The organism is Allobosea thiooxidans, assembly GCF_900168195.1.
GTDB lineage: Bacteria > Pseudomonadota > Alphaproteobacteria > Rhizobiales > Beijerinckiaceae > Allobosea > Allobosea thiooxidans.
Window position 1 is genome coordinate 400,506 of record NZ_FUYX01000005.1, and the last position, 21,867, is coordinate 422,372.

Annotated in this window: 23 protein-coding genes and 2 pseudogenes; 11 read left to right on the forward strand and 14 right to left on the reverse strand. The window is 66.2% G+C overall.

Annotated features, from left to right (window positions below):
* Positions 1-38 precede the first annotated feature (38 nt).
* The 4 genes from B5Y19_RS12400 to B5Y19_RS12415 all read right to left on the reverse strand — a co-directional run bounded on the left by B5Y19_RS12400 (position 39) and on the right by B5Y19_RS12415 (position 4,259).
* The gene (locus B5Y19_RS12400; RefSeq protein ID WP_055728167.1) at positions 39-1,217 is read right to left on the reverse strand and encodes a phosphoserine transaminase; all 1,179 of its coding nucleotides are present in this window, start codon (positions 1,215-1,217) and stop codon (positions 39-41) included.
* 157 nt (positions 1,218-1,374) lie between these two features.
* A complete protein-coding gene (locus B5Y19_RS25680; RefSeq protein ID WP_139384365.1) occupies positions 1,375-2,142 on the reverse strand; it encodes a DUF8758 domain-containing protein in 768 nt (255 codons plus the stop codon).
* Positions 2,117-2,623 (reverse strand): DUF488 domain-containing protein, encoded by a 507-nt coding sequence (locus B5Y19_RS12410; protein WP_055728165.1) that lies wholly within the window; start codon positions 2,621-2,623, stop codon positions 2,117-2,119. The genes B5Y19_RS25680 and B5Y19_RS12410 overlap by 26 nt, the downstream gene beginning before the upstream one ends.
* A 1,405-nt stretch (positions 2,624-4,028) precedes the next feature.
* Entirely contained in the window at positions 4,029-4,259 is a 231-nt protein-coding gene (locus B5Y19_RS12415; RefSeq protein WP_139384366.1) for a hypothetical protein, read from the reverse strand.
* Between the two features lie 248 nt (positions 4,260-4,507).
* Between B5Y19_RS12415 and B5Y19_RS12420 the strand changes: the two genes are divergently transcribed.
* Entirely contained in the window at positions 4,508-4,768 is a 261-nt protein-coding gene (locus tag B5Y19_RS12420) for a hypothetical protein (protein WP_055728163.1), read from the forward strand.
* Positions 4,769-4,771: 3 nt separating this feature from the next.
* Here the strand turns inward: B5Y19_RS12420 and B5Y19_RS12425 are convergent, their stop codons facing one another.
* Complete coding sequence (locus tag B5Y19_RS12425) at positions 4,772-5,227, reverse strand: RbsD/FucU family protein (protein ID WP_055728162.1); 456 nt, start codon at positions 5,225-5,227, stop codon at positions 4,772-4,774.
* On the reverse strand, positions 5,221-6,078 hold the full coding sequence (locus tag B5Y19_RS12430; protein ID WP_055728161.1) for an amidohydrolase family protein: 858 nt from the start codon (positions 6,076-6,078) through the stop codon (positions 5,221-5,223). The genes B5Y19_RS12425 and B5Y19_RS12430 overlap by 7 nt, the downstream gene beginning before the upstream one ends.
* Positions 6,079-6,310: 232 nt before the next feature.
* On the opposite strand from B5Y19_RS12430, the gene B5Y19_RS12435 reads away from it, so the two are divergent.
* The 9 genes from B5Y19_RS12435 (at position 6,311) to B5Y19_RS12475 (ending at position 15,797) form a co-directional block, all read left to right on the forward strand.
* A complete protein-coding gene (locus B5Y19_RS12435; RefSeq protein ID WP_055728160.1) occupies positions 6,311-7,648 on the forward strand; it encodes an ABC transporter substrate-binding protein in 1,338 nt (445 codons plus the stop codon).
* Positions 7,649-7,785: 137 nt separating this feature from the next.
* On the forward strand, positions 7,786-8,715 hold the full coding sequence (locus B5Y19_RS12440; RefSeq protein WP_055728159.1) for a carbohydrate ABC transporter permease: 930 nt from the start codon (positions 7,786-7,788) through the stop codon (positions 8,713-8,715).
* A 160-nt stretch (positions 8,716-8,875) separates the two neighbouring features.
* Positions 8,876-9,694, forward strand: coding sequence for a carbohydrate ABC transporter permease (locus B5Y19_RS12445; RefSeq protein ID WP_055728158.1), 819 nt, complete (start codon positions 8,876-8,878; stop codon positions 9,692-9,694).
* 83 nt (positions 9,695-9,777) lie between these two features.
* A complete protein-coding gene (locus B5Y19_RS12450; protein ID WP_055728157.1) occupies positions 9,778-10,674 on the forward strand; it encodes a dihydrodipicolinate synthase family protein in 897 nt (298 codons plus the stop codon).
* Positions 10,675-10,701: 27 nt separating this feature from the next.
* Positions 10,702-11,376 (forward strand): GntR family transcriptional regulator, encoded by a 675-nt coding sequence (locus B5Y19_RS12455; protein WP_055728201.1) that lies wholly within the window; start codon positions 10,702-10,704, stop codon positions 11,374-11,376.
* Between the two features lie 82 nt (positions 11,377-11,458).
* The gene (locus B5Y19_RS12460) at positions 11,459-12,448 is read left to right on the forward strand and encodes a sialic acid TRAP transporter substrate-binding protein SiaP (RefSeq protein WP_055728156.1); all 990 of its coding nucleotides are present in this window, start codon (positions 11,459-11,461) and stop codon (positions 12,446-12,448) included.
* A 178-nt stretch (positions 12,449-12,626) separates the two neighbouring features.
* Positions 12,627-13,124: a TRAP transporter small permease gene (locus B5Y19_RS12465; protein WP_244555575.1), complete on the forward strand. Its 498-nt coding sequence runs from the start codon at positions 12,627-12,629 to the stop codon at positions 13,122-13,124.
* Positions 13,121-14,407 (forward strand): TRAP transporter large permease, encoded by a 1,287-nt coding sequence (locus B5Y19_RS12470; protein ID WP_055728154.1) that lies wholly within the window; start codon positions 13,121-13,123, stop codon positions 14,405-14,407. The genes B5Y19_RS12465 and B5Y19_RS12470 overlap by 4 nt, the downstream gene beginning before the upstream one ends.
* 91 nt (positions 14,408-14,498) lie before the next feature.
* On the forward strand, positions 14,499-15,797 hold the full coding sequence (locus B5Y19_RS12475; protein WP_079591527.1) for a hypothetical protein: 1,299 nt from the start codon (positions 14,499-14,501) through the stop codon (positions 15,795-15,797).
* Here B5Y19_RS12475 and B5Y19_RS12480 read toward each other — a convergent pair.
* The 4 genes from B5Y19_RS12480 to ppk2 form a co-directional block, all read right to left on the reverse strand.
* Complete coding sequence (locus B5Y19_RS12480; RefSeq protein WP_055728152.1) at positions 15,745-16,320, reverse strand: hypothetical protein; 576 nt, start codon at positions 16,318-16,320, stop codon at positions 15,745-15,747. The genes B5Y19_RS12475 and B5Y19_RS12480 overlap by 53 nt on opposite strands.
* Positions 16,317-16,877, reverse strand: coding sequence for a hypothetical protein (locus B5Y19_RS12485; protein WP_055728151.1), 561 nt, complete (start codon positions 16,875-16,877; stop codon positions 16,317-16,319). Before B5Y19_RS12485 ends, B5Y19_RS12480 begins: the two co-directional genes overlap by 4 nt.
* Entirely contained in the window at positions 16,874-17,470 is a 597-nt protein-coding gene (locus tag B5Y19_RS12490; RefSeq protein WP_079591528.1) for a hypothetical protein, read from the reverse strand. The genes B5Y19_RS12485 and B5Y19_RS12490 overlap by 4 nt, the downstream gene beginning before the upstream one ends.
* An 84-nt stretch (positions 17,471-17,554) precedes the next feature.
* The gene (gene ppk2 / locus B5Y19_RS12495) at positions 17,555-18,496 is read right to left on the reverse strand and encodes a polyphosphate kinase 2 (protein ID WP_055728149.1); all 942 of its coding nucleotides are present in this window, start codon (positions 18,494-18,496) and stop codon (positions 17,555-17,557) included.
* A gap of 160 nt (positions 18,497-18,656) precedes the next feature.
* On the opposite strand from ppk2, the gene B5Y19_RS12500 reads away from it, so the two are divergent.
* The gene (locus tag B5Y19_RS12500) at positions 18,657-19,661 is read left to right on the forward strand and encodes an ATP-binding protein (RefSeq protein WP_244555576.1); all 1,005 of its coding nucleotides are present in this window, start codon (positions 18,657-18,659) and stop codon (positions 19,659-19,661) included.
* A gap of 498 nt (positions 19,662-20,159) precedes the next feature.
* Here the strand turns inward: B5Y19_RS12500 and B5Y19_RS25685 are convergent, their stop codons facing one another.
* The 4 genes and pseudogenes from B5Y19_RS25685 to B5Y19_RS12515 form a co-directional block, all read right to left on the reverse strand.
* Complete coding sequence (locus B5Y19_RS25685) at positions 20,160-20,855, reverse strand: hypothetical protein (RefSeq protein ID WP_139384367.1); 696 nt, start codon at positions 20,853-20,855, stop codon at positions 20,160-20,162.
* A 181-nt stretch (positions 20,856-21,036) separates the two neighbouring features.
* Positions 21,037-21,243, reverse strand: a pseudogene (locus B5Y19_RS12505) (YeeE/YedE family protein); the annotation flags it as partial.
* Positions 21,240-21,560, reverse strand: coding sequence for a sulfite-sensing transcriptional repressor BigR (gene bigR, locus B5Y19_RS12510; protein WP_176168618.1), 321 nt, complete (start codon positions 21,558-21,560; stop codon positions 21,240-21,242). The gene bigR and the pseudogene B5Y19_RS12505, both read right to left, overlap by 4 nt.
* Positions 21,561-21,571: 11 nt before the next feature.
* A pseudogene (locus B5Y19_RS12515) lies at positions 21,572-21,867 on the reverse strand (bifunctional sulfur transferase/dioxygenase Blh); the annotation flags it as partial.

The window sequence follows — 21,867 nt, forward strand, 5'->3', positions numbered from 1 at the left end:
GCTTTCGCCCGCGCCCCGGAATGACAGGGTGTAGCGCCTCAGGCCGCCTTCTTGCCCAGCGAGGCCTTGGCCTCGGCGAAGGCATAGGCGATCCAGGGCATCAGCGCCTTGAGGTCGCGCGCCTGGACGGTGGCGCCGCACCAGATGCGCAGGCCGGGAGGGGCGTCGCGGTAATGGCCGAGATCGTAGCCGGCGCCGGCCTTCTCGATGATCGAGACGACCTGCTTGGCGAAGGCGGCCTGCGCCTCCGGCGCCAGCGCGGTCACGGCCGGGTCGGTGAACTTCAGGCAGACCGACGTGTTGGAGCGGGTCTTCGGCTTCACCGCCAAAAAGTCGATCCAGTCGTTCTCGCGCACGAACTTGGCGACGACGCGGGCATTGGCGTCGACCTTCTTCAAGAGCGCCGGCAGGCCGCCGATCTTCTTCGCCCATTCGAGGCCGTCGATGCAGTCCTCGACGCAGAGCATCGAGGGGGTGTTGATCGTCTCGCCGGAGAAGATGCCCTCGATCAGCTTGCCGCCCGAGGTCAGGCGGAAGATCTTCGGCAGCGGCCAGGCCGGCTTGTAGGTGGTGAGGCGCTCGACCGCACGGGGCGAGAGCACGATCACGCCATGCGCGCCTTCGCCGCCCAGCACCTTCTGCCAGGAATAGGTGACGACATCGAGCTTCGGCCAGTCGAGCTTCTGGGCGAAGGCGGCGGAGGTGGCGTCGCAGATGGTCAGCCCCTCGCGGTCTTCGGCGATCCAGTCGGCATCCGGCACGCGCACGCCCGAGGTGGTGCCGTTCCAGGTGAAGACGACGTCGCGGTTCTTCGTGTCGACCTTCTTCAGGTTCGGCAGCTCGCCATAGGGCGCGTCGAAGGTGCGGACATCGGTGAGCTTGAGCTGCTTGACGACGTCGGTGACCCAGCCGGCGCCGAAACTCTCCCAGCTCAGCATGTCGACGCCGCGGGCGCCGAGCAGCGACCAGAGCGCCATCTCGACGGCGCCGGTGTCGGAGGCCGGGACGATGCCGATGCGGTAATCGGCCGGGACCTCGAGCACTTCGCGCGTCAGGTCGATCGCGAGCTTGAGCTTGTCCTTGCCGATCTTGGCGCGGTGCGAGCGGCCGAGCGGGGCGTCACTGAGGGCTTTGAGGTTCCAGCCGGGGCGCTTGGCGCAGGGGCCGGACGAGAAATTAGGCACGCGCGGACGCGCGGCCGGAGCGGTATTCGCCATCGATGTCTCCATCCTTACAGATGGGCGCGCCCCGTTGGGGGGGCGTGTCCCGTCGATGGGGGTAGAGCCGCTGGGGGTGGGGAGTCAAGGCAGGAAGCGGCAGCGCGAAAAATCGAATGGAAATGAGCGCTAATTTTCGTGACCTTACCCGGAGTGCCTAAAGCAGCTCTCGCTGGTCGCTTCTATCCAGCCGGATGAGCCCATTGATAAGCCATTGATCCGGGTACCGGGAGTGCGTTCCCATGGCGAACAGCAGGCCCTTCTTTGGAAACTCATCACCAAATCTGCGCCGCATATCGTCCAGTGCGCGCGTCTCGCCGTATTGACTAGACCACTTGAAGAACGTGGCTTCAATCTCCCAATCCTGGCAGGTACCGAAGCGCTCGCCGTCGGCAGTTCGATAGCGATACTTGAACAGGTAGGGGCATGGTTTGTAGGGGGTCTGCGCTTTTGTGAACATGTCTTGCTGCGCGCGCATTTGCTCAAAGCGACTTTGATCAGCGCGCAGCTCATCGTCCGGCTTCTTCTGGACAACAAACTCGATGATCTCAGGCTCTAGCAATGCAAGTGACCGGCCTTTTTCTCGCTCAGCCGCAAGGCCACGTACTATCGCTCGGTCGAGGAAAGGTGCGCGTTCGCTCTTCTTAATCTCGCCGATGATTTCTAATGATTGCTGGTCTACGCGACGGCTTTCCGGCCTCTGGTCGTCGTTTGGTAAACGCCATCGGAACCGAATGCGGTCCCACCGACCGAATTTCTGCCCCGCCTCGAGTTGACGAAACGAAACCGGATAAAGACGAAGCCAGTTTCCATGCAGGTCAAGCCCAGCACAGCACACTGTCTCTCCGTGCTTCATTCCAACTTGTGGCGCGGCTTTTATGAGAACAATTGCCTCTGTACTACCCGACGAATGCGAAATCTCCATGTTTTGCGTTTTCCCCCCGGATAGGCGCAACACCTCGCTTGACCCCGATATGGATCAAACGGAAATCTGCTCTTTTCGCCATCTCGATCGCTACCGCCAACCGGTGGCATTCGTGATGATCTCTTTCGAAGCACAATAGGCACGCGCGCTGCGCATTAGCCATCGTCACTGCCGCATCAACGGCATTCTGAGCCTCATCAGTTCGGAGATGCTCGCCGTATATTTGCCTAAAATCATCAAAACGCCGTTCGCGAGCGGCTATGCGCCCCTCTTTTGGGTCACCAAGCGCTTTTAGATGCTGGTAATCAATGCCGTATCCCGCGAGTTGCTGGCGCAAAGCGTTTTTAGAGAAGCCCTTTTTTCGCGAGAGCGGCACGTCTCGAACATCGATCACCAAGTCGATGCCAGCGATTGAAAGTGTCGCGAGGAAATCCTCGATTGACGAACCTTCATAGCCGATCGTGTGGAGGGGCAAAGTCATGGCCGGAGCTTTCAAATTTTTGGCGACCCATAAGGCTGGCCGGCATGGTTAACAGGCGGTTACCAACTGGGTCTCTCTAAGCGCACCGCATCGAAATAACCACCATTTTGGACCATCTGATGCCCATTGCCCTCCACGTGTTTTTTGGACACGCCCGTGCGCCGAGCTCTCAGCAGGGGCTGCCTAGCTTCGGGCAAAATATCCGCGTTCTTGGGTGAAACTCCCAAAAGATTGGAGAAAATCTGAGATATATGGATCGCCGCTGTTTCAAAGCGGAGGTCCCAGTGACGTTTCTTCAGCTAGCTTATCTTCTGATTGCATTCTCATATGTGCTCGCCGCGATCGCGCTTTATGCCGGGCATTGAGATCGTTGCGGTTTGAGGCGACTGTCGCCAATGCCGCGCACCCGGTGCCAAAACTTATCCCCGCCTTCCCACCTCATGCCTATCCTCACCCCACCTCGTCCCTGAGGGGCAGCCATCCGGAGGTATGCCGTTGGCGGGGCGGGGAGGCGCCTGCGGGTGGGGTTACGACCCACTCCCGGGAGGCTTCGGGGCACCGTCCTAACCGAATGACGCGCACGGAACGGAGCTGCCGGGCGAATTGGCGCTGTTCGCTTGTCATCGGGGGATGATGTTGAGCGCAATCGCCCTGTCCTTCAACGGCGGTCCCTCACCCCTGCCCCTCTCCCATCCGGGAGAGGGGTTCCCCGCGTGCAATCACGGCCGTTCAGAAAATGCGTTCCCGCGCTTCCATCAGAAAACTTATCCCCGCCCTCGCACCCGCGCCTATACTGGCCCCACCTCGTCCCCGAGGGGCAGCCATCCGGAGGTATGCCGTTGGCGGGGCGGGGGCGGCGCCTGCGGGTGGCGTTACGAACCACTCCCGGGAGGCTTCGGGGCACCGCCCTGGGGACACTACGATCCCTGTGCGAGGAGCTCGCTGGAACGGTCGGCCGGTGCCTGGATCAGCGCGCGTCCCATCGGACGCGGCAGCGACGACCCGGCATCGTGTCGTCGCGTCGGATCATTCCGAAAGGTGGCTTCCACCTTCCGGCCCGATGCCACGGCAACCCCGACCCGATAAGCGCGGCCCGGAGTTTTCAAATCGCCGACAAGCGGAGCGCCACGGGGCGTGCGGATGGTGGCTCAATCCATCCGCGCCGCATCCTGGCTCAATGGAAGCGGCCCGATACCCCCGCGCCTCGCGGCGCTCCGCTGCCCCTCATCGATCAACGAACGCGGCAACGCGGGCGGCGAAGATGCATGCGCGGAAACCCGCCGTCATGCTCGCCCTCGTGGCGAGCATCCACGTCTTGGACACGGCACAGCATCGCTGAAGACGTGGATGGTCGGGACAAGCCCGACCATGACGAAGCGACGGACAGCGCGACGGCACCCGTCCCTCAATCCCCCGTCATTGTCATTTCGGCGTCGATCGCCTTCATCTTCGGGTTGGCGGCGCAGAAGGCCCTGATCCGCTCCGCCACAGTGGCGGAATGCTCGCTCTTCCGGTGGGCGCCGGTCTTGAGCCAGTCGGCGCAGCTCAGCTCCGGGTCGGTGATCCGCGCGGCGGCCGGGGCGACGAGGAAGAGGCCGGCGAAGCCGGCGAGGAGCGCGCGGGACAAAGGGGGCATGGTCTGGTCCTGGACGGGCAGCCGCATCACAGGCCTGCCTCGGGGGCGCTGCTGTGCCTTGCGTCGCGGCCGCATGCAAATGCGATTGTCGCGGCCCGGCTGTGCGGAGAGGGCAGTGCGGTCAAAGAGGGCAGGCAGGGGCCGACATTTCGTGATAGGCAGCGGTTCAATCCACTAGAGCTTTACGCAATTCCGGACGCAAAACCGCTTCGCACTTTTGCTGGAATTGCTTTGGAGGTGACGAGACCATGGCGAAGAAGACCCCCGAACAGCTCGCCCAGGAATTCGAGGGCCGCAAGGCCAAGGGGCTTGCCAAGGGCGGGGCGGCGTTCTGGCCGAACATCATCGCCAATGCCGTGCTGAAGCTCACCCAGCAGCGGTCCGAGATCACGCCCCAGACGCTGATCGCGATGATCGAGCGCGAGGCGCCGGCGCTGGAGGTCACGGTCCGCTCCGGCGCGACGGAGGCCGTCGCGCGCCTGAAGCAAGCCATCGCCAAGGGCTCGTGAGGTTTAGCCCGGCTCGCCGGCGATGACGCCCTTGCGCAGCAGGAAGCAGCCATAGGGCCGGGGATCGCCGACCTGCACCACGGCGAAGGCGGCCTTGGCCGCCGCATAGAAGGCGAAGCGCTCGAGGCGAGCGAGCGGGGCGGGCCGGCCGAGCGCCGCGTCGATCTCGCGCTGCACGGCGCCCTGGACGTCGGGGATCGCCGTGGCATCGCCCACGACCTCCATGCGTCGCAGCGCGCCCGGCTCGAAATCGTCGATCGGCAGCACGGAGAGGATGGCGCGGGCGGCGCGCTCCATCGTCAGCCCGGGCAGGCGAATGAGCTTTCCGCTCGTGGTGGCCCGCGCGATGGTCTCGGCGGGGTGGTTGGCGTCGACCAGGGCGAGGTCGTCGCCATGGCCCATGGCGGCGAGCACCCAGAGCAGATCGGCGGAGAGCACGGGATCGAGCGATTTCAGCATGGGCGGCGGCCCCTGGTGGCGAGATAGATGCGGGCGGCGTTGCCGCCGAAGATTGCGGCGCGCTCCGGTTCGGAGAGCGCGGCGGTGAGCCGTTCGGCCGCGGCGTGCCATTGGCCGTAGGACGCGGCCAATGTCGCGACCGGCCAGTCGCTGCCCCAGAGCAGGCGCTGCGGTCCGAAGCAGGCGAGGAGGTGCGACACGGCCGGTTCGAGCGTCGCGTCGCTCCAGCCCGGCCCGGCTTCGGTGACGAGGCCGGAGAGCTTGCAGGCGGTGTTGGGGCGTGCGGCGAGCGCGGCGATGCCGTCGCGCCAGGCTGTGAGATCGGTGTTGGTCAGATCCGGCTTGGCGCCGTGGTCGATGATGACGGGCAGCTCGGTTTCGCGCTCCAGCAGCGCGAGCAGCGCCGGGATCTGCGGCGGCTTCACCAGCGCGTCGAAGACGAGGCCGTGCGCCTTCAAGGCGGCGAAGGCGGGGGCGAGATCGGGGCGGGCGAGCCAGTGCGGATCGGGGATGTCCTGCACCATCGGCCTGAGACCGAGGAGGAGCGGGTCCGCGGCGAGCGCCGCGATGCGCGCGGGGGCGTCCGGCGCCTCGAAATCGGCCCAGCCGACGACGCCGGCGACGAAGGGCGTGGTGGCGGCGAGATCGAGCAGGAAGCGCGTCTCCGCCTCGGTCGGCGCGGCCTGGACGAGGATGGTCGAGGCGATGCCGTGCTCGGCCAGATGCGGGGCGAGGTCGGCCGGCTCGAAATCGCGATGGATGGGCTTGAGCGCCGGCGTCAGCCAGCCGTAATCTCCACGGGCGAGCCGCCAGAAATGCTGGTGGGAATCGATGCGGGGCGGGCTCGGCACGGGCGGCTCTCGCGGGCTTTCTCGGGACCGGGCGGGGCCGGCGTGACACTACTATGTGCACGCCAACATGTTAGCTTGCAACCGCCACGAAAGCGGATTAGCGTCCAGCTCGATCGCGGGCGGCGGCGACGGTGCTTTCCGGCCTTCCGCGCGGGGGCACGTCCGCAAAGGGCGGCTCCCAACAGCCCGAGAAACAAGTCTCGTTCCGACAAGAGTCCTGGGGAGGACGCCGATGACCGACAGCATTCTCAAGCCGACCCGCCGCGTCCTGCTGGCTGGCGGCGCCGCCGCGCTCGCCTCGCCGCTGGTGCTGCGCAAGGCGCAGGCGCAAGGCGCTTTCGACTGGAAGAAGTTCTCCGGCCAGTCGATCGACGTGCTGCTGGTGAAGAACCCGCGCTCCGACCTGATGCAGCAGGCGGAGAAGGAGTTCACCGAGCTCACCGGCATCAAGGTCTCCTCCGAGCAGGTGCCGGAGCAGCAGCAGCGCCAGAAGGCGGTGATCGAGTTCGCCTCGGGCAAGCCGAGCTTCGACGTCAGCGGCATCTCGCTGCATGTCCAGAAGCGCATGGCGGCCAAGGGCAAATGGTTCGAGAACCTCGAGCCCTTCATCAAGAACGCGGCGCTGACCGCGCCCGATTTCGATTTCGCCGATTTCGGCGCGGGGCCCGTCGCCTATGCGCGGCAGGCCGACGGGGCGCTCGATACGATCCCGTTCTTCGTCGATTACTGGATGATCTACTACAACAAGGAGCTCTTCGACGCGAAGGGCGTGGCCTATCCGAAGACGATGGAGGAGATCTTCACCGTCGCGCAGAAGCTGCACGACCCGGCCAAGGGCGTCGCCGGCTTCGTCTCGCGCGGCCTGAAGAACGCCAACATCCCGGTCTGGACCTCGCTGATGCTTGGCCAGGGCATGGAGACGGTCTCGACCGAGGGCAAGCTCCTGACCGACACGCCGGAGGCGGTCTGGGCGGGCGAGCTCTACAGGAAGCTCAACAAGGAGACCGGCCCGGTCGGCCAGGTCGGCTTCAACTGGAACGAGTGCCAGACCACCTTCATGCAGGGCCGTGCCGCGATGTGGCTCGACGGCATCGGCTTCGCCACGCCGCTGGAGGATCCGTCGAAGTCGCGCATCGTCGGCAAGGTCGGCTACGGCGTCACGCCGCCGGGGCCGAAGGCGCATCACGCCGGCATGTTCGCCGACGGCATGGGCATTTCGCGCGGCTCCTCGAAGAAGGAGGCGGCCTGGCTCTACGTCCAGTTCATGACCAACAAGAAGAACCAGATCGCCATGCTGAAGGCCGGCGCCGGCGCGCCCGGCCGCTCCTCGGCCTATCTCGATACCGAGACGATCTCGCAGTCGAAGTTCGGCAAGCAGTATTTCGACTGCCTGCTGGCCTCGGCCAAGATCGCACGCGCTGGCCTGCCGCAGATCGTCCCGGTGACCGAGTTCCGCGACGTCTTCGGCGTGGCGCTGACCAATGCGATCGGCGGCGCCGATGTCGCGGCCGAGCTCAAGAAGGCGACGGAGACCTTCGCGCCGGTGCTCGCCAAGAGCGAACAGGGCTGAGTGGATCGGTGCCGGGAGGCGTCATGGTCGGGCTTGTCCCGACCATCCACGTCTTCCTCGGTCGCAGAGCGTGTTCAAGACGTGGATGCTCGCCGCAAGGGCGAGCATGACGAGCGGTTTCCAGTGAAGCAGAACGCATGACCAGCACGTCCCTGCCAGCCAGCATGCCGAGTACGGCCCATGCGAGCGCTACCGCCGCCTCGGCGGATTTCACGCCGCGCTACTGGCTGTTCTCGCTGCCGGCGGTGCTGGTGATCGCGGCGGTGATCGTCTTCCCCTGGCTGTTCACCCTCTACATGTCCGGCCAGGACTGGAAGATCGGGGGCGGCTCGGAGTTCATCGAGCTGAGCAATTTCGCCGAGCTCGCCAGGGACCAGCGCTTCATCGAGTCGATGGGGCATACGGCGTATTTCACCATTCTTGCCGTGGTGCTCCCCATCGTCTTCGGTACGGCGGCGGCGCTGGTCTTCCACCGCGAGTTTCCCTATCGCGGCCTGCTGCGCACGATCTTCGTCATGCCGATGATGGCGACGCCGGTCGCGGTCGCGCTGGTCTGGACGATGATGTTCCACCCGCAGCTCGGCGTGCTGAACTACCTGCTCTCGCTCATCGGCATCGGGCCTTCCGGCTGGGTCTACGATCCGGCGACGGTGATCCCGACGCTCGTGATGGTCGAGGTCTGGCACTGGACGCCGCTGGTCATGCTGATCGTGCTCGGCGGGTTGGCGGGGCTGCCGCGAGAACCTTACGAGTCTGCACTGATCGACGGCGCGAACGACTGGCACATGTTCCGGCACATCACGCTGCCGCTGGTCTGGCCCTTCATCATGGTCGCGATCGTGATCCGCACCATCGATGCGCTGAAGGCCTTCGACACGATCTTCGTGATCACGCAGGGCGGGCCGGGGACGGCGTCGGAGACGCTGAACATCTTCCTCTATCTGCAGGCCTTCCAGTTCTACAAGATCGGTTACGCCTCCGCCGTCGTGGTGATCTTCTTCGTGATCATCATCATGCTCTCGCTGCTGCTGCTCTATGCGCGGCAGAAGTCGAAGTGGAACGCGTGATGACCCGCTTCGGACACTCAGCCCTCATCCTGAGGAGCCGCGCAGCGGCGTCTCGAAGGATGGTCCACGAGGTTCCAGAAACATCTGGAGCATCCTTCGAGACGCGCTCCTTTGGAGCGCTCCTCAGGATGAGGGCTGCGGGTGTCGCAGGAGAGCGCCCATGAACCGCGCGCTCAAGAAACTCGGCTTCTACGCCTCGGTCTTCGTGCTGGTCTCGCCGGCGGTTCTGGTCTTCCTCTGGATGATCTCGCTGTCGCTGAAGAACGAGCTCGACAACACGGCGTTCCCGCCGGTCTTCATTCCCAATCCGCCGACGCTGAAGAACTATGTCGACGTCTTCGCGCAGAACAATTTCGGGCTCTATCTCTGGAACTCGATGCTGGTCACGGGCGGGGCGGTGCTGCTCGGGCTCCTGGTCGGCGTGCCGGCGGGCTACGGCATCGCGCGCGGCAAGGCGCATAAATTCGCGATCCTGATCCTGATCGCGCGGATGACGCCGGCCTTGTCCTATCTCATCCCGCTTTTTCTGCTCTTCCAGATCACCGGCCTGGTCGGGACGATCACGGCGCTGGTGATCACCCATCTCGTCATCACCATCCCGATCATCGTCTGGATCATGATCGGGTATTTCGAGAATGTTCCCATGGAACTCGAAGACGCATCGCGCATCGACGGCGCCACGACCTGGCAGGCCTTCCGCCATGTCGCGCTGCCGCTGGCGAAGCCGGGCATCGTGGTGGGCGGCATCCTCGCCTTCATCTTCTCCTGGAACAACTTCATCTTCTCGGTGGTGCTCGGCGGCAAGGCGAGCCGGACGCTGCCCTCGGCCGTCTACAACTCGCTGACCTTCGAGCAGATCTCCTGGGGGCCGCTGGCTGCGGCGGCTCTGCTGGTGACGCTGCCGGTGCTGCTCGTCACCGTGATCGCCCAGCGCCAGATCGTCGCCGGGCTCTCCGCCGGAGGCCTCAAGGACGGCTAGCGGAACCCGCATGAGCCGCTTGCGGGCGGTTCTGTCTTCATACTAACATGTCAGCCACCATTCAGCTCTGAAAGCTCCCTCACATGGCCATCGAGAAGAACCGCTTCGGCCTCTCCTGCGCGATCACGACCCCGATGCGGGAAGGTGGCGGCGTCGACCTGCCGCGCCTCGTCCATCATGCCCGGCACGTGCTGGCGCGGGGCTGCGACTCCGTCACGCTGTTCGGCACGACGGGCGAGGGCGCGGCACTCGGCCTGCCGGCGCGGACGGCGATGATGGGTGCGCTGATCGGGGCGGGGGTCGACCCCGCCAAGCAGATCTATGCCGGCATCGCCGCGGCCTCGCTGCACGAGGCGGTGGAACAGGCGCGACTCGCACTCGACGCCGGGGCGAAGGGGCTGCTCGTCGCGCCGCCCTTCTACTTCAAGGGCGTCGGCGATGACGGGCTCTATGTCTGGTTCTCGCAGTTTTTCGAGAAGCTCGGGGCCTCGGCGCGCAACGTCGTGCTCTACCACATCCCCTCGATGACCGCGGTCGAGATCAGTGTCGGGCTGGTGCAGCGGCTGAAGACGGCGTTTCCCGGGCTCGTCATCGGTGTCAAGGATTCCTCCGGCAGCTACGCCAATACCGAGGCGCTGCTGAAGGCGCATGGCGAGCTCGCCATCCTGGTCGGCGACGAACGCCACCTCGCCAAGGCGGTTCGCAACGGGGCGCAAGGCACGATCTGCGGCGTCTCCAACCTGGTGCCCGAGCTGGTGCGGCCGATGGTCTACGAGGGCAAGGACAGCCCGGTGGTCAACGCGCTGGTCGATGAGATCTGCTCCTATCCGGTGCTGGCCGCGGTCAAGGCCCTGACCGGCCATATCCATGGCGATGCCGGCTACGGGGCGATGCGCCCGCCGCTCGAAGCGCTGGACGAGGCGACCCGCAAGCGGCTCTTTGCAGCCTTCGATTCGATCACCCAGGCCAGGGCGGCCTGAGGAAGACTTCTCAAGGAGGAACAGGTGATCCAGCCGGAGCAGGAACCGCGCGAGGGCGAACCGCTGAAGCTGAGGGAGCGCGCCTATGCCTCCTTCACCGAGCGGCTGCTCGCGCGCGAGATCAAGCCCGGCCAGTTCGTGACGCAGCGCGAGCTCGTCGCGATGACCGGCTTCCCGCTCGGCGCGATCCGCGAGCTGATCCCGCGGCTGGAGGCGGAGGGGCTGATCAAGACCGTGCCGCAGCGCGGCATGCAGGTCGCCCATGTCGACCTCAACCTGATCCGCAACGCCTTCCAGTTCCGGCTCTTCCTCGAGAAGGAGGCGACGGCGCTCTACGCCCAGAACGCCACCGATGCCGAGATCGCCGAGCAGCGCGCGCGCCACGAGGCGATCGTAGCCCGCGCCGAGGCAGGCGGCGACGACAAGCTGATCGAGGATGCCGAGGAGGTCGATCGGCTGATGCACGAGGCGATCATCGATCACCTCGACAACGAGATCGTCAGCCAGGCCTTCCGCGTGACCTGGCTCAAGATCCGGCTGATCCGGCAATACGAGACGCGCATCCACAACAGCATCATCGTGCCGGTGATGCAGGACCATCTCGCCATCATCGCGGCGATCGAGACGCGCGACCCCGCGCGCGCGTCCGAGGCGATGGCGGCCCATATCGGCAACGCCCGCACCCGGGCGATGCAATACTGACGACTCGAGGAAGACGACGGACGACGCAAACCACGATCATGACCACGAGCCGGAGAAACCGGCCGCACGGGAGGGAACGACGATGAAACTGACGAAACGCAGCTTTCTCCAGGGGGCGACTGCCGCAAGTGCGGCCGTGTTCATGCCGGCGATCGCCAGGGCGCAGGCGACCGTGCTGCGCTGGGGCGAGATGCTGCCCACCACGCATCCGCAGGTGCAGATGGTCGAGCGCATCGCCAAGCAGGTGAAGGAGAAGACCTCCGGCCGCGTCGACATCCAGGCCTTTCCGGCGGGACAGCTCGGCTCCGGCAAGGACATGATGGAATCGGTCGCCTCGGGCGCGCTGACCATGACGACGGACGGCGCGGCGGCGCTCGGGGCCTTCCTGCCGCAATTGTCGGTGGTCGAGGCGCCCTATCTCTGGCGCGATGCCGCCCATATGTCGAAGGTCGCCAAGGCGCCTGTCTTCGCGCAGATGAATGCCGAGCTCGAGAAGAAGCGCGGCATGCGCATGGTCGCCGTGACCTATTACGGCAAGCGCCACCTGACGACGGGCTCGAAGCCCGTGAAGACGGCGGCGGATGTCGCCGGGCTGAAGATCCGGGTGCCTCCTGTCGATACGTTCCGCGCCATGGTCGAGGCCTGGGGCGGCAAGGCGACGCCGGTCAATTTCAACGAGCTCTACCTCGCGCTGAGCCAGGGCGCCGTCGACGGGCAGGAGAACCCGCTGCCGACGATCCACAGCGCCAAGCTGCAGGAGGTTCAGAAGCACCTCATCCTGACCGGGCACATCATCACGCCGCGGCTCATCATCGTGAACAGCGACTTCTGGAAGGGGCTGAAGGCGGCCGACCTTGCGGTTCTGGAAGCTGCCATCGCCGAGGGCGTCGCCTGGCAGGACGCGGAGCTCTCCAGCCAGGAGGGCAGCCTGGTCGCGACGCTGAAGGCGGCAGGCATGACCGTGGCCGAGCCCGATCTCGAGAGCTTCTCCAAGCCCGTGCTTGCGAGCCTGCCCAAGCAGTTCGAGAGCAAATGGGGCAAGGGCACCTGGGACGCGCTGGCGGCGCTGTAGGGCGCTGGACGTCGGAGCCTCTCCGTCATGGTCGGGCTTGGCCCGACCATCCACGCCTTCGCTGATCAAGGTCCACGTTCAAGACGTGGATGCTCGCCGCAAGGGCGAGCATGACGGCACGTTCGAACATTTGTGCCTTCCCGCTCATTGGGGCCCTTCATCCATGGCAGGACATATGATGAAATCCTTCGCCGCATTGGCGGATCGGCTGGTCTACTGGGCCGCGGTCGTCCTGCTGCTCGCGCTGCTCGCGGTCGTGGTGCTCGGCGTGTTCTTCCGCCAGATCAACGCGCCGCTCGCCTGGTCGGACGAGCTCGCGCAGTACCTTTTGGTCTGGACCGGCTTCGTCGGCTGGATCATCGCGGCGCGGCGGCGCTCGCATATCCGCATCATGGTCTTCGCCACGCGGCTGCCGCGGCCGGCGCAGGCGATGCTGGAGGTCGCCACGCAGATTTCGGTGATCGTCTTCGCCGCGATCCTGCTGCGCTACTCCTGGGGGCTGATCGAGCGCACCTGGGACGTCGAATCGATCGCCCTGCCGGTCTCCTCGGCTGCGCTCTACGTCGTGATGCCCTTCGCGGCGCTGGCGCTGATCCTGCAGGCGCTGGCAGAGATCGGCGACGTGCTGGCCGGGCGCAAGGTCGCGGTCGCTGAGCCGGGAGCGCAGGCGCTATGACGACGCTGATGCTGCAGATCCTGCCGGTCTGGTTCGCCGCGCTGATGCTCGGCGTGCCGCTCTTCGTCTCGATGGCGCTCGCCGCCATCGCCTTCGCCTTCCTCGGCGGCTTCCCGCTCGGCATCGTGCCGCAGAAGATCGCGCAATCGGCCAATTCCTTCCCGCTGCTGGCGGCGCCGCTGTTCATCCTGATGGGCAACATCATGAACTCGGCAGGGATCACCGACCGGATCTTCGGCTTCGCCACGGCCTGCGTGGGCTTCATGCGTGGCGGGCTCTGCCACGCTAACATCCTCGCCAGCGTGATCTTCGCCGGCATGTCGGGCTCGGCCGTGGCGGATGCCGGCGGCGTCGGCACGCTCGAGATCAAGGCGATGCAGGACGAGGGCTACGACACCGAGACGGCGGCGGCGATCACGGCGGCTTCCGCCACGATCGGTCCGATCATCCCGCCTTCGCTGCCGATGGTGATCTATGGCGTCACCGCCGACGTCTCGATCGGCGGGCTGTTCATCGCCGGCATCATTCCCGGCCTGCTGATGGCGGGCGCATTGATGGCGATGGTGGTCTACATCGCCAGGAAGCGCGACCTGCCGCGCCACCCTTTCCCCGGCGCGCGGCAGCTCTGGATCGCCTACAAGGAGGCGCATTGGGCGCTGATGACGCCGGTCATCCTGTTCGGCGGCATGATGGGCGGCATCTTCACGCCGACCGAGGCGGCGGCGGTGGCGACCGCCTATGCGCTGGTGCTCGGGCTCTTCGTCTATCGCAGCTTCTCGCTGAAGACCCTGCCCGAGCTCGTCGTCCAGACGGTCGAGACCACCGGCGTGGTGCTGGCGCTGGTGATGGCGGCGGCGGCGCTCGGCTGGTGCCTGTCGATCTCGCGCATTCCGCAGGTCGTCGGGCCGGCGCTGGTCGACCTCGCCGGCAGCCCCATCGTCTACCTTCTGATCGTCAACCTGCTGCTGCTCTTCGTCGGCTGCTTCATGGAGGCGCTGGCGGCGATGCTGATCCTGATCCCGATCCTGACGCCGGCGGCTGCGCAGTTCGGCATCGACCCGATCCAGTTCGGGCTGATCTTCGTGCTCAACCTGATGATCGGCACGATCACGCCGCCGGTCGGGGTGGTGCTGTTCGTGACCTCGAAAGTCGCGAACATCTCCTTCGAGGCGATGTCGCGGGCGATCGTGCCGTGGCTGGCGCCGCTGATCGCCGTGCTCGTCGCGATCACGCTCTGGCCGCCGCTGACCACCTGGCTGCCGCAGCTGATCATGGGGCGGTGAACGGACGGACACCGAAGCAACTGGCAGCTTCTGTCAGGAGCGGGCTCCGCGTGGGTTCGCCGACGGGCGGCGATCGCCTAGACTGCCGCCGATGCGCGAGATCGGCGGCCTGCTGCGGCAATTCCTCCATCTGTGGCGCTTCGGCTGGCCGATGCTGCTGTGCATCGCCGTCGGCGGGGCGTTGCTCAACGATCTGCTGCTGCCCCTGGCGGTGAGGGCGGGCTTTGCCAATCCGCTCGGCGGCTTCGCCGTGCTGTCCTGCATCGTGCTGGCGAAGCTGGTGACGGTCGTGCTGATGTTCCTGTCGCTGCGTCCGGCGATGCCGGCGGTGACGGCGCTGTTCCCGGCGAAGGCGCGGGCCGGCGCGGCGGAGGGCGACGGGCCGGAGGAGGGCTGGCTTGCGGTCGTCGCGATCGCGATCATCCCGTTCTTCGCCTATTACGCCGCCTGGGGCTTCCTCAGCGATACGGTGCGGGACTATTCGCTGCTGGCGCTGCAGATGGCCGAACTCGGCCAGCGCGTCGCCGTGCTCGACGTGCCGACGACGCTCTGGCTGATCGCTGCGGTCGCACTTGCCTTCGGCATGCGCCGGCTGGCGAAGCTGATGCAGACGCGTAGCTCGCGGCCGGTCTGGCAGTTCGTCATCGTGCTCTGCGACGCCAACTGGATCTTCATCGGCCTCTATGTGATCGCGGGCTGGAAGGATGCGGCCTGGGCCTGGGTCGGCGCAGGCGGGCCGATGCCCTATCTGACATGGCTGCGCGATTTCTTCCTCGGCCTGGTCGACCAGGCGCAGGCGGCGACGCCCGTCGCCGTCGACCTCGCCCCGGCTGCGCTGGAAAGCAGCCTGAAGAGGCTGTTCTTCTACGCGCTCCTGCCGCTGGTCTGGCTGCTGATGGCGGCGGTGATCTACGGCTTCGACATGAAGGACGCCGCCGCGCTGGCGAGCCACCGGCGCACGGCGGCGGCGCTCACGCGCTATGGCCGGCTGCCCCGGTTCCTGCGCGAATTCATCGACCATTTCATCGCCGGTTACCGTTCGCGCTACCTGCCGGTGGTGAACAGCGTCCGGCTCGCCTTCGGCGCGGGGCTGCCGGTGCTGCTCGGGCTCGTCGTGCTCTGGCGGGCGATCGGCTGGGCCGCGGCCTGGGGCTGGATCGGGCTGGCCCATCTCATCGGGCCGCAGGAATTGCCGGCCTGGCAGGCGATCGCCGGCATCATCGCTTTCTTCCTGGGCGGGCCGAGCGATATCCGCGGCGGTATCCTGGTCGATGCCCTGCGGATCTGCCTGGCCGCGGCCGTGATCGAGCGGGCGGCGGCAAAGCGGGCCGAGAGCCTCAGTTCTCCCGCCGGAAGCGCAGATAATACGGCCGCGAACCCGGCAGGCTGAGGGCGACGCCCGCCGTCTGGAAGGCCGCTGCCGGCAGGATGAAGCTTTCGGTGATCGCGACGGTGCTGCCGGCCGGCGGCTTGCCGAGGAAGGCCGGGCCGCAGCTCTTGCCCTCGTCCTTGTCGCGACGGATCACGCGGCTCGCCTCGCTCGGCGGCAGGAAGGTCGATTGCCAGCGCCGCCCCTCTGGATCGGTCAACACGATGCGGCAGGGCGGCGTGGCGACGGTTTCCGCATCGAGCACCTTGGCCTCCATCCGTAGCAGCGCGACGGCGGAGCCGTCCCGCCGCTCGGCGACGCGCTGGAGGCTGACGACGCGCCATTCGGCGCCCGCAAGTGTGGCGGGCCGATCGAACGGCACGTCCTGCGCGAGCAACTCGCTGTCGCGCAGCCAGGTCGGGGCCGTGTCCCGCAGCTGGACGGCGAGGCCGAGCAGGATGACGACCGGCAGCGCCCAGAGGCAGCGCCTGCGCCAGTTCGGGGCCTTCGCCGCTGGCCGAGAGGAGAGCGCGGCGTCGGTCATAGCAGCGTGTCGAGATCGAGGGTCTCGGCCTGTTCGATGTGCTCGTCGGAGATGGGGATGCGCAGCTGCGCGTCGAGGCGCGGCCAGCGCGACATCGAGACCAGAAGGGCGCCGTTGCGCGCCGCGTCGCGGCCGATCTCGAAGACCATCAGGCCGCGGCGCGCGAGGCCGGGCTCGAGGCGCGCCTCGGCGAGGAGGCCGCGGAAGGGCGAGGCGCGCGGGCTCGCATCGAAGCGCAGGCCGGATTCGGACTGCCAGATCCCGCCGGCGAGCGTCGTCGAGGCGGGCGTGCCCTCGGCGGCGACCATCGCGACGGCCCAGACCCCGCCGGTGTCGCGCTCATAGCTGCGGCCGAGCGATTGCCAGCGCAGCTTGTCGGCGAGGATGACCTTCTCGACACGCAGCTTGAAGCCGCGTGCGGTGACGACCTTGCCGGCGACGCCATTCTGCGTGATCGGGCCGGTGATCTCGCTGTAGCCCGGCGTGGTGCGCTGCATGGCCAGGAGGAGGGCGGCGGCGAGCAGGATCGCGGCGGCCCGGGCGAGGCTGCGGATCATGGCGCGGCCCCCCCGCCGCGCAGGGGCAGGGACAGGGTGGCGACGGGCTTCGGGTTGAACCAGCCCGGCGCGGCCAGCAGGTTGTCGCGCGGCTTGAAGGTCTCGCCGACGACGAGGAGGCGGATTGTCTCGGGCACCGGCGCCGCCTCCGGCAGATCCCAGACCATGCGGACCCGCTCGGGCAAGCCGGGCTGGAGGGCGCCGAGGATCGTGCCGTCGCGCAGCAGATAGGTCGTGGGCGAGGGCGCGAGGCCGGCCAACGGCGGGTCGAAGGAGAGGATGCGGGCGACGGCATTGCTGCTCTCGGAGCTGCGGTTCATGAGCTCGAGGTCGATGGAGAGCGCCTTCGTGCCGGGGCGGCCCTTGTAGCCGTCCGGCCGCGGCGTGGTGCCGACCTCCGCCTGCCGAAGCGTGACCTGCCAGCGCCCGGCCGCGATCGGCTGTCCCGCCTGGACGACCGGCAGGCTCGCCGCCGGCATGGCGTCGCGCACCGACTGGGCCGTGGTGAAGCCGAGCGCGAGCACGCCGCCGATACCGATCGTCAGCCGCGAGAGCAGCGCCTGCCGCAGGGCCATGAGGGCGGGGAACGCCATGCTTCGGTCACCTCCCTGGTTTCGCCGGGCAGGATCAGCCGATTTCGTGGCCGGAATCCGGCAGGAGCGTGCATTGCCGCCGGATCAGCGGCCTTCCGGCTCGCCGCCATGGTCGAGATAACGCGCGACGGGGATGACGATCTCCTCGTCGAGCTTGCCGATCGCCGCCTCGTCCTTGTCCTTGTAGGGGATGGTCTTCAGGACGTGGCGAATGGCGTTGAGGCGGGCGCGCAGCTTGTCGTTGCTGCGCACGACATACCAGGGCGCGGCCTCGGTCGAGGTCCGCCCGAGCATCTCGTCGAAGGCACGCGAATAGTCGTCGAAGCGCGGGATGGCCTCGAAATCGATCGGCGAGAGCTTCCAGCGCTTGAGCGGATCGTGCCAGCGCGCATGCAGACGCGTCATCTGCATCTCGCGGCCGATGGTCAGGAAGAGCTTGATCAGGCGAATGCCGTCGCGCGCCAGCATGCCTTCGAAGACCGCCGCCTCCTGCAGGAAATGTTCCGTCTCCTGCGGCGTGCAGAAGCCCATGACACGCTCGACGCCGGCGCGGTTGTACCAGGAGCGGTCGAAGAAGACGATCTCGCCGCTGGTCGGCAGCTCCGCGGCGTAGCGCTGCAGATACCACTGGCCCTTCTCGGTGTCGGAGGGCTTGGGCAGGGCGACGATGCGCGCCTGGCGCGGATTGAGATGCTGGGTGAAGCGGCTGATCGTGCCGCCCTTGCCGGCGCCGTCACGGCCCTCGAAGACGATGACGATGCGCTCGCCCTGCTTGGTGGCCCAGCGCGTCAGCTTCTGCAGCTCGATCTGGAGCGGCTCGAGCTCGCGGTTGTAGCGCTTGCGCTTCATCCGCTTGCCATAGGGATAGTCGCCGCTGTGATAGGCGGCGTCGACGATGGCCTCCGGCAGGCTGTCGGCCTCGATGTCGAAGCCCTTCACCTTGCCGGATTTGCGGTTCTGCCCCGCGCTCGGGCCATTTGCGGCGGTCTCGGGGTTCCTGCCGGCTTTCGCGTCCGTCTTCGCCATCACGACCTCCCATTCGAAAGGAAGCCTAGCCGGCTGTGGCACGGAAGGGAATTGACGCTCGCGCCGCTTCCGCCCAGGAAGGGCGCGCCGGGCGATGCCGGCTGGCTCCGGGCTTCTCATGATCGACATTGCCGTTTCCCCTTCCGCTGCGGCGCGGAGCATGATCGAGGCGCTGGGCGCGCCCGTCGTGCTCCTCGACGAGCAGGGCGTCGCCCAGGCGCAGAGCCCGGCGATGCAGGCGTTGATTCCGGGCATCGAGAGCGGCAAGGCGCTGGCACTGGTGCTGCGGGATCCGGATCTCAACGACGCGATCGCCCAGGTCGCGCAGGAGGGCGGCCGCAAGACCGTCGAGCTCGTCGAACGGGTGCCGTTCGAGCGGGCTTTCCGCATCCACATCGCGGCGCTGGGCGGCGGGCCGCGATACGCGACGCTGCTGACCTTCCAGGATCTGAGCGAGCAGCGCGTGATCGAGCGCATGCGCGTCGATTTCGTCGCCAATGCCAGCCATGAGCTGCGCACGCCGCTGGCCTCGCTGCTCGGCTTCGTCGAGACGCTGCAGGGACCGGCACGCAACGACGAGCGCGCCCGCGAGCGCTTCCTCGCGATCATGCGCGAGCAGGGCCTGCGGATGGCGCGCCTCGTCGACGACCTGCTGTCGCTCTCGCGCATCGAGCAGCGCGCCCATGTCGCGCCCGACACGCCGGTCGACCTCGCCGGCATCGCGCGCGAGATCGTCGATTCCCTGACCCTGCTGGCGCGCGAGCGACAGGTGACGCTGACGCTCGTCACCCCGCGCGAGCCGCTCCAGATTCCGGGCGACCGTGACGAATTGCTGCGGCTGATGGAGAACCTCGTCGAGAACGCCATCAAATACGGCAAGCAGGGCGGCGAGGTCGCGATCACGGTCGCAGCAGGAGAGGGCGAGGCTAGCGTTCATGTCCGCGACGACGGGCCGGGCATCGCGCCCGAGCACCTGCCGCGCCTGACCGAGCGCTTCTACCGGATCGACACCGCCGCGAGCCGGGAGGCCGGCGGCACCGGCCTCGGCCTCGCCATCGTCAAGCACATCGTGCTGCGCCATCGCGGCCGGCTGACGATCGAGAGCAAGCCGGGCGAGGGCGCGACCTTCAAGGCGATCCTGCCGCGCTTCGAGAGCAGGCCGTAAGCGGGTCTCGGGGCGTTCGATCGCCTCAGCCCTGCCGAGGCTCCACCGTCATTCCGGAGCTTCGCGTCAGCGAAGAGCCCGGTATCGATGAACATGATATTTGCCGTCATGGTCGGGCTTGTCCCGGCCATCCACGTCTTCGCTGACCGAAGGCCGTGTTCAAGACGTGGTTGCTCGCCACAAGGGCGAGCATGACGGCTTCTGGAACGGTGTCGCGTTCATGGGTTCCGGGCTCAGGTCTGCGGCCCGCCCCCGGAATGACAGGGGAGGTTCCCGGTCGGTACCGGGACCGCTTCCACAATGTTCATCTGGGAATGCACAGGAAATGGCACCTGCTTGGTATGTAAGCCATTGATATTGCTAGCATGAGAATGCGGGAATTGTTCTAGTATGGCATCTGGAAGCGCAAAGTTTGGCTTCGGACGCCGATAACATCCACAACAAAAAAGGGCCCGGCATCGCTAGATGCCGGGCCCAAACGCTGCGCCGCGCGCGCTGCTATTTGACCGTGATGTATGCAAGCTCGGATCGTCGGTAGAAATCGACCGAGAAGCGATCGGATCTCAGGGCAGGTTCGATTTCCGCGGCCTGGATCGCTCTTTTGACGCGGGAATAGTGAACCCCTGTTTCGCGCGCCAGGTCAAAGATCGTGCATACCTCTCGCCTGAATTGAGCTAGTTCTGGCGCTGGTATCACGACAATAGGCTTGGAACTCACTATGTGAGGGACTGTGCCGGTGGAAAAAATGCCCTCCTTGATCAAGGCTTTTACAACGCTGCGTGTGGACCGAAGGATCTCGGCCACTCGCCCGATCGTGTGTACGTTCTGTGGTTTATGAAGCAGGCTTCGGACTTCGCTGGCGTCGAACAGAAGAGCTGGGATGCCAGACTGGTTCTGTCGTCTCCAGACGTTGCGAAGTTTCCCCGCTAGAATGAGCTTGATGACTTCAACCTGACTGCGATTTGCTCTTTTGGCCGTTTGCATAATATTAGTCGCGGTGAGCTGATTGATTTCGCTATCTTGGAAATTCGAATACAAATCGGATAGGGGCCGATCTAGGTCTTTCTTCGAATAAAGGTGAACTCCAGTTTTCTGTTGTACATTTCTTCGAACAAATGGCTCTATCAGGCCTGCTCGATGAAGAGATGTCATCAATTCCGGTGTGGCCCCAAGATATTTTCGTGCCTGCTCCATAGGCATCGCTGCTGAGATGAGTTGTAATATTTCTGCGCTGCCGACGGCGTCGAAGCGCGATCTGTTGGCCTCGTCTTGGTTGGCAAGTTGCCGAGAGCAATCAGCGCCTTTTTCAGTTTCTTCGGGGGAATACCAAATTCGTCGCCCGCGGAATGGATGGTGTGAAATCTTCTCGCGGGAACGGGAAGCTCCCGAAGGCCAGCCTGTAGAGCGGCGGGCCGCTCATGAGCCCGATGACGAAAGCCGCGTTCAGCGGGACCTGCCCGCCGCCGAGCAAGCGACCAACGATGCCGCTGATGCCGGCGATCCGCCCGTCGAGCAGCAGCAGCGCGATGGCGGAGAGGCCGAGCAACATGCCGCCGATCAGGGAAGGCCAATAGGCATTCATGGGTGCTGCTCCGGTTCGCAATAGATGGCGTAGAGGGCTTCGATCAGGCGCGCGGCCTTCTCTTCACTCAGGCGGTAGAAGATCTGCTTGGCCTCGCGGCGCGTCGTGACAACCCCGGCTTCGCGCAATGCGCCGAGCTGCTGCGACAGTGTCGGCTGACGGATGCCGAGCCGCTCCTCAAGCTCGCCGACGGCGTATTCGCCCTCGGCGAGGGCGCAGGCGAGCCGCAGACGTGCCGGATGCGACAATGTCTTGAGCAAGGCGGCAACCTCGCCGGCGCGCGCCTCCATCTCCGCCGGAGGTATCTTGCGGGTCATCGCGGAAGTCATCACCACGCGGCCCCCGCCAGCGCATCGAGGGGGAGTTTGAGATAGCGCCGGCCGTTGGCCTCAGGCACCGGCAGCCGGCCGCCGCGGATGTTGACCTGAAGCGCATGCAGGATCAGCTTCGGCATCGGCAAGGTGCGGTCGCGCGCCTCCCGCAGCGCGACGAAGCGCTCCTCCGTCATGCCGGCCAGATGCGGGTTCGCGCGCTTCTGCTCGCCCACCGTGCTCTCCCATCTGGCGGCGCGCCCGCCGGGCTCGTAATCGTGCCCGGTGAACAGGCGCGTATCGTCCGGCAAGG